The 7,315-nt window shown below is 72.2% G+C and carries 7 protein-coding genes and 1 pseudogene; all 8 read right to left on the reverse strand.

Annotated elements, in window-relative coordinates; all coding sequences use genetic code 11:
• Window positions 1-3: 3 nt before the first annotated feature.
• Window positions 4-1,380, reverse strand: a complete 1,377-nt coding sequence (locus STRTUCAR8_RS19150) for an NtaA/DmoA family FMN-dependent monooxygenase (protein WP_006377493.1) — start codon at window positions 1,378-1,380, stop codon at window positions 4-6.
• A 19-nt stretch (window positions 1,381-1,399) separates the two neighbouring features.
• A complete protein-coding gene (locus tag STRTUCAR8_RS19155; RefSeq protein WP_006377496.1) occupies window positions 1,400-2,638 on the reverse strand; it encodes an LLM class flavin-dependent oxidoreductase in 1,239 nt (412 codons plus the stop codon).
• Between the two features lie 47 nt (window positions 2,639-2,685).
• Window positions 2,686-2,775, reverse strand: a complete 90-nt coding sequence (locus STRTUCAR8_RS55670; RefSeq protein ID WP_407705418.1) for a putative leader peptide — start codon at window positions 2,773-2,775, stop codon at window positions 2,686-2,688.
• A gap of 98 nt (window positions 2,776-2,873) precedes the next feature.
• Window positions 2,874-3,749, reverse strand: a complete 876-nt coding sequence (locus STRTUCAR8_RS19160) for a glutathione S-transferase C-terminal domain-containing protein (RefSeq protein ID WP_006377494.1) — start codon at window positions 3,747-3,749, stop codon at window positions 2,874-2,876.
• A 91-nt stretch (window positions 3,750-3,840) separates the two neighbouring features.
• Entirely contained in the window at window positions 3,841-3,954 is a 114-nt protein-coding gene (locus tag STRTUCAR8_RS55370; protein ID WP_319354846.1) for a putative leader peptide, read from the reverse strand.
• Window positions 3,955-4,129: 175 nt separating this feature from the next.
• Window positions 4,130-4,615 carry a (2Fe-2S)-binding protein gene (locus STRTUCAR8_RS19165; RefSeq protein WP_006377495.1) on the reverse strand — a complete coding sequence of 162 codons (486 nt, stop codon included), beginning with the start codon at window positions 4,613-4,615 and terminating at the stop codon, window positions 4,130-4,132.
• A gap of 44 nt (window positions 4,616-4,659) precedes the next feature.
• On the reverse strand, window positions 4,660-7,128 hold the full coding sequence (locus tag STRTUCAR8_RS19170) for a xanthine dehydrogenase family protein molybdopterin-binding subunit (RefSeq protein ID WP_006377490.1): 2,469 nt from the start codon (window positions 7,126-7,128) through the stop codon (window positions 4,660-4,662).
• A 39-nt stretch (window positions 7,129-7,167) separates the two neighbouring features.
• Window positions 7,168-7,315, reverse strand: a pseudogene (locus STRTUCAR8_RS19175) (30S ribosomal protein S7); the annotation flags it as partial.

A 7,315-nucleotide genomic window follows, 5' to 3' on the forward strand; every position in this document is an offset into this window, starting at 1 on the left:
GGTTCAGGAAGCCGCCCGCTCCCCCGCCACCTCGGCGTCGGGGTGGGCGAGGCCGAGCCGGTCGCGGAGGGTGGTGCCCTCGTACTCCGTGCGGAAGACGCCCCGCTCCTGGAGCAGTGGGACCACCGTGTCGGCGAAGCCGTCGAGGCCGCCCGGGGTGAGGTGCGGGACCAGGATGAAGCCGTCGCTCGCGTCGGCCTGGACGAACTCGTCGATGGTCCGGGCGACCGTGGCCGGGGAGCCGACGAAGTTCTGGCGGTTGCCGGTCTCGATGACGAGGTCGCGGATGGACCAGTTGTTGGCCTGGGCGCGTTCGCGCCACTCGCGGGCGGTGGCCAGCGGATCGCGGTACATCCGCACCTGGGCCCGGCCACGGGCGACGGTGTGTTCACCGAGGTCCGGGTCGATGTCGGGAAGCGGGCCGTCCGGGTCGTACGCGGACAGGTCCCGGTTCCAGACGAACTCCAGGTGCTTGATCGCGGTGGCGCCGCTGACCTGCAGCCGGCGCACCTCTCGTGCCAGTTCCTCCGCCTCGGCGTCCGTGTCACCGAGGACGAAGCTCGCGGCGGGCAGGATCAGCAACTGGTCGGCGCGGCGGCCGTATTTGGCGAGACGGTTCTTGACGTCCGTGTAGAACTCCCGACCCTCGTTGAGGGTGGCGTACCGGCTGAAGATCGCGTCGGCGGTCGACGCGGCGAACTCGCGGCCCTCGTCGGAGTCCCCTGCCTGGAAGATCACCGGTCGGCCCTGCGGGGACCGGGGGACGTTGAACCGGCCCTCGATGTCGAAGTGCTGTCCCGTGTGCGTGAAGGCGCCGGCCTTCGCGTCGCGCAGGAAGGTGCCGGTGTGCCGGTCGGCGAGGATCTCGTCGCCGTGCCAGGAGTCGAAGAGCTCACCGGCCGTCCGCAGGAACTCCTTCGCCCGTGAGTAGCGCTCGCTCTGCGGGAGGAAGCCGCCGCGCCGGAAGTTCTCGCCGGTGAAGGCGTCCCAGGAGGTGACGACGTTCCAGGCGGCGCGGCCGTCGGAGAGGTGGTCGAGGCTGGCGAACTGGCGGGCCACCTCGTAGGGCTCGTTGAAGGTGGAGTTGATGGTGCCGGTGAGGCCGAGGTGTTCGGTGACGGCGGCGAGCGCGGCCAGGACGGTGAAGGTGTCGGGCCGTCCGACGACGTCCAAGTCGTAGATCTTTCCGCCCTGTTCACGCAGGCGGAGCCCCTCGGCGAGGAACAGGAAGTCGAACTTGGCCCGTTCGGTTGTCTGCGCGAAGTGGACGAAGGAGCTGAACTCGATATGGCTGCCGGCCTCCGGGTCGCTCCACACGGTGGTGTTGTTGACGCCTGGGAAGTGCGCGGCCAGGTGGATCTGCTTCAGCGGCTTGCTCATGGTCGTGCGTCCTTCCGGCTCAGGCGCCGACAGCGGCGGCTGTGGCTGTGGTGGCGTAGCGGTTCGCGGGGCGGTCGAGGCCCAGCAGCCCGCGCAGGGTGTCGGCCTCGTAGGCCTGCCGGAAGACGCCCCGGCGCTGGAGTTCGGGGACCAGTCGCCGGGTGATCGCCGGGAGGTCGTGGCCTGCGACGGCGGGCCGCAGCCGGAAGCCGCTCAGGCCGACCGACGCCAACTCCTGCAGCAGGTCGGCGAGTTGTGCGGGTGTACCGGTGAAGACCGGGGCGTCGCCGGTGTACTCGTACCCGGCGAGGGCGTCCAGTCGCTCCCGGCGGGCCGCGGCCTCGGCGGGATCGTCGTCGATGAAGACGAGCAAGTCGCCGAAGACGTGCAGGAGTTCACCGTCCCGGCCGGCCGCCGTCTGCTCGGTGCGGATCTCCTCGACGATGGCGCGGGCCTGGTCCACGTCGTGCGGGGTGACGTGGCCGATGTCCGCCGAGCGGGCCACCAGACGGTAGGGGACGGTGTCGTGGGCCAGCGCGGTGACCACCGGCTGGCCCTGCGGCGGGCGAGGGGTGATCGACGGGCCCTTGACGCTGAAGTGCGGGCTCTCGAAGTCGATGTAGTGCAGCTTCTCGCGGTCGACGAAGCGTCCGGTGACGGTGTCGCGGATCTCGGCGTCGTCCTCCCAGCTGTCCCAGAGCCGGCGCACGACCTCGACGTAGTCGGCGGCCTCGTCGAAGAGGGCGGCCACGGACTCCCAGGCCTGTGGGTCGTTCAGCGGGTCGATGTGCGGTACCGGGCGGCGGCCGAAGTGGGCGGCCTCGTTCCGGCGGGCGGTGATCTGGACGCGCAGGCCGGCGCGCCCGGCGCTCACGTAGTCGAGGGTGGCGATCGCCTTGGAGAGGTGGAACGGCTCGGTGTGGGTGACGACGGCGGTCGGGACGATGCCGATGTGCCGGGTGAGCGGGGCGACGCGGGCCGCGATCAGGACCGCGTCGAGGCGGCCCCGGACATGGTCGGTGCGGTCGTCCGGTTCGACGGGGTGCGAGGACTGGAGGCCGAGGCCGTCCTCGATGGTCACGAAGTCGAGCAGCCCGCGCTCGGCCTCGGCGACCTGGTCGGCCCAGTAGCGCGCGGTGAACAACTCCTGTGGCCGGGCGACGGGTTCGCGCCAGGCGGCCGGGTGCCAGCCGGCGCCGTCGAGGGCGACGGCGAGGTGGAGAGGGGCGGAGGGATCGGGCGAAGCTGATGCGGACACGACGAGGTGCCTTCCTGATCGACCGTACGAGGGGGCGCGACAGCAGGTCAGGAGCGACAGAGCGCGCCGGCCACCCGCAGGAGGTCGATGTGCCGCCGCGAGTACAGACGCGGACGGCGGGGAGTGGGCTTCGGCACGATGTGGTCAACAGCCCGGGGAGGCCGCGTGTTCCGACTTTTTGTGTCGGCCGGATGAACACCGGCAGCGCCCCGCAGGGGGTGTACGGACAGCCCGCCTACCCGGCGGAGCGTTCCGCGTGAGCCGCCCAGTCCAGAATCTGGACGGCGGCTCCCGCGGCCTCCAGTCCCCGGCAGTCTGCGTGGTGCCGGCGGGCGATCGCGTCGAGATCGAGGTGGGGCCCGAAGGCCGGGTGGGCGGCGAGGCGGCGGGCGTAGGCCCACAGCGCAGGATGATCGGCGACGCGGTGTACGGCGGCGGCGTCCAGGTGCCAGCGGTGCACAGTGTCGAGACGGACCAGACCGACCCACAACTCCACGTCGGCGGCGGTCAGTTGCTCACCCAGCAGATACGGGTCCACGGCGAGCCGGGCGTTCAGCGAGCCCAGGGTGCGCAGCAGTGAGGCGAGTGCGTCGGCGCGGTCGGCTTCCTCGGCGGCGGCGTCTCCGGCTCGCTGGGCGGTCCCGGCGGCGTCGAAGTGCCGGGCGCACAGCCGCTCGACGGCCTCGATCTCCGCGTCCAGGCCGCACGGGTACAGCGTCGGCCGCCCGGCGCCGAAGTGCCGGGACAGGTCACGCAGGATGTCCGGGGTGTGCGTGCTGACGATCCGCCCCGACCAGTCGTCGCTGAGCACCGGGGCCGTGGCCGCGCCGGAGTAGCGGTGCGCGCTCGCCTCGTACAGCGGGCGCAGTGCGGAGTGTCCGCCGCCGGGGGCGTCGGGCACGGCGGGCAGCTCGGTCACGGGACAGGCCGCGTCGAGGCCGAGCAGGCTGTGGGTCACGGCGATCCGCAGACAGTCCGGGTCGGCCGGGGACAGGTGGAGGCGGTAGCGGCGCGGCACGGCGTAGTGGCCGCTGCGCGCGTCCCGGCCGAGCCTGCCGCGGAAGGCGGGGCCGGGGCGGGTGGCGACGGCGGCCAGTGGTGTGAGGGTCATGGCTCTCCCCAGGGTGTGGTGCGCAGACGTACGCGCGGCGGAAGGCGTAGTCGGGGGGCCGCCCGGGGTGGGGCGTGGTGGGCGGCCGGGCTCAGCGCAGGGGGCTGATGGCGCTGCAGACGCGCTGGAGATCGATGTGCCGGCGGGAGGTCAGCAGCGGGGTCGGCCGGGGTGCGTGAACCACCCCGATGGCGTTCGACTCCACGCGCATCACCTTTCCCTACCTTTTCACTAGGATTCCCAAAGGGAGTGTCGATCCGCTCGCGGCACACGTCAAGGGCGTCTCGTACGGCGGACGGCGCCGAGGGGTTTCGCGATGGGCTCGCGAAGGCGGCAGAGCTGGTGAGGCGGGAACCGACACGGCCCTTCGGGCCCGCCGGTCAGCCCTCGGTCGGGCCGACGGCGTCGCCGCGGGGATCGGCGGCGGCCTGTTTGACGGCCTCACGGATCCGGCAGTACGTGCCGCAGCGGCAGACGTTCTCGATGCGGTCGATGTCCGCGTCGGTCGGCTCGGAGGTCCGCCGGAGCAGCGCCACCGTCGCCATGATCTGGCCCGGCTGGCAGAAGCCGCACTGCGCGACGTCGCGGTCGAGCCACGCCTGCTGGACGGGGTGCAAAGTGTCGCCGTCGGCCAGGCCCTCGATGGTGGTGACCTTGCGGCCCGCGCAGTCGGCGACGGGCACGACGCAGGGCTGGATCTCCGCGTCGTCGAGATGACTGGTGCAGGCGCGGCAGACCCCGACCCCGCAGCCGTACTTGGGGCCGGTCACATGGAGCAGGTCGCGCAGCACCCACAGCAGCGGCATGTCGGCCGGTGCCTCGACGGTGACCGGTTCGCCGTTGAGGTCGAAGGTGTAGCGGGGCATCAGTACCTCTCGGAGGGCGTGTGGGAGCCGCGGTTGCCGGCTGGTCAGAAGGTGAGCGGGAAGCGGCGGGGTTTGCTGCCCGTCGCCCGGGCGTAGGCGTTGGCGACCGCGCCCGCGGCGGCCGGCACCCCGAGTTCCCCGGCGCCGCCGGGCTCCCCCGTGGACGGCATGATGTGCGCCTCGAAGCGCAGCGGGGCGTGCCGCTGGCGGGCGTAGCGGAAGTCGTCGAAGCTGCCCTCGCGGATCGCGCCCCGGTCGAGGTGGAGGCCGGCCCGCAGCACGGTGGAGATGCCGTCGATGGTGGCGCCCATGAGCTGGGCCTCAAGTCCGCGTGGATTCACGGCCGTTCCGACGTCGGCAGCCAGCACCGCCCTGGTCACCCGGGGGTTCTTCGGGTCGGTGGCGTCGATCTCGATCAGACAGGCCACGCAGGAGCCGTACTCCTCGTGGACCGCCATGCCCTGTCCGTGTCCGGCGGGCAGGGTCCGCCCCCAACTCCCGGCGGACGCCGCCTTGTCGAGTACGGCGCGCACCGTTTTGTTCCGGAGTGTGGTGCGCCGGAAGGCGACCGGGTCCTTGCCGAGGCTGCGGGCGATCTCGTCGACCATGATCTCCTCGACGGTCCTGCTCGTCCCGGAGTCCACCGACCGCCAGGCGCCCAGCGGGATCGCCGCCAGCGCCACGTCGCCCGAATCCCCGGACAGCCGGCCGAAGTTGTACAGCCCGCTGTCGCTGGGCAGCGGGCCCGCCGCCGCGCGTCCCGTCCGCGCGGCCAGGGACGTCACTCCGCCCTGCGCGGCGAGGCCCTCGCCCTCCCACGACTCGCTCACCGAGGACGTCGCGTGGACGAAGGCCACCACCCGGCCGCTCTTGTGACTCGCTCTGATCCGGTGATGGGTCGCCGGGCGCATCCTGCCGTGCCGCAGGTCGTCGGCGCGGCTCCACATCAGCTTGACCGGCCGGCGGGCCGCCTTGGAGACGAGGGCGGCCTCGATCGCGAAGTCGTGGTTCAGCCGCCGCCCGAACGAGCCGCCGCCCCGCACGACATGGACCTTGACCTTCGACGCCGGGAGTCCGACCGCCGAGGCGATGGCGTCCCGGGCGTCCATCGGCGTCTGGGTGGAGAACCACAGCTCGGCGCGGTCCGCGCGGACGTCCGCCACCGTGGTCAGCACCTCCATCGGGGCGTGGCTGACGAACGCGAACTCGAACTCCCCGGTCACCTGCGTCGATCCGCTCGGCGCGGTGCCCAGCGGCGGGACGGCGGCGCGCAGCCGGGCTCTGACCGCCGGGTCGGACAGGCCGGCCAGCGGGCCGGGCGCCCAGGTGATCCGCAGGGCGTCCCGGGCCTTGAAGGCGTGGTGGAAGGTGTCCGCGACCACGGCGACTCCGCCCGCGACCCGCACGACGGCGCGGACGCCCGGCATGGCTCGGGCCGCCCGGTCGTCGACCGCGCGGATCTTGCCGCCGAGCGTCGGCGGCCGGGCCACCACGGTCGGTCTGGCGTCGGCCACCTCCAGGTCACCGGCGTAACGCGCCCTGCCGGTGATGATGTCCCGGGCGTCGATCCGGGTCGTCGGTTTCCCGATCACCTTGTGCCGGGAGGCCGGTTTGGGCTTGCTGGACACGGCCGGCCGTGTGACCTTCGCGGCGGCTGCGGTCAGCGAACCGAAGGTGGCCGTACGCCCGTCCGGTGCGACCACCATGGTGTTCCGGGTCCGCAGCGTGCGGGCGGGCAGGCGCCACTGCCGGGCGGCGGCGGTCACCAGCCGGGCGCGCGCGGTGGCGGCCAGCGCCCGGGCGGGTCCGTACAGGGAGCTGACCGAGTTCGAACCGCCGGTGAACTGGCTGCCCTTGGTGCGGGCGTCGGCGAGCGGGATGTCGACGTCGGTCAGGCGGGCGTCCAGTTCCTCGGCGATCATCATGGCGACCGCGGTGGTGACGCCCTGTCCTACCTCGGCGCGCGGCAGCCGGACGACCACGCGGTTCGCCGCGGTGACCTCCAGGACCAGCATCTCGTCGTCGTCACCGGTCGCCACGACGCCGGGCCGGGTGCTCGCGTCCGCCGCCCGGGGTTCGGCGCCCTCCGCCGAGGACGTGTCGCAGCCGAGCGGCGCTGCCACGGTGAGGGTGGTCGCGGCCAGTGTGTAGACCATGAACCTCCGACGGGACCACTGCCGCTCCATCGCCACCCCTGCCGATTCCTGTCGGTTCATGCCGCTGCCCGCCTGTTTCCGACGGGCCGTCACCGCGCCCGCTGTCGGTGCGTCTCCTGTGTAGGAGGGGTAAGTCGGCTTCGTGGTTGCGTGCCGGCCTCGGCCGGTCGCAGCGCGCATGCCGGATGACGGCTCCATCCAGTCCATGGTCGCGGCGCCGTCATGGACCTCACCGATCTTGTACCTGACGCCGGTGTAGAAGAGGATCCGCTCAGTGGTGGTCGTCTTGCCCGCGTCGATGTGGGCCATGATCCCGATGTTGCGGACCCTGGCCAGGTCAAGTGAAGTGGTAGCCATAAGGCTTCGGTCTTCTCTCGGTCTCGATGTGGGTTGCGACTACCAGCGGTAGTGCGCGAAGGCCTTGTTGGACTCCGCCATCTTGTGGGTGTCCTCACCCTTCTTCACGGCCGCACCGAGGCCGTTCCAGGCGTCAAGAAGCTCGTTGAGGAGACGCTCGGTCATGGTCTTCTCGCGACGGGCGCGG

This window comes from Streptomyces turgidiscabies Car8, assembly GCF_000331005.1.
In the GTDB taxonomy this organism is placed as follows: Bacteria; Actinomycetota; Actinomycetes; order Streptomycetales; family Streptomycetaceae; genus Streptomyces; species Streptomyces turgidiscabies.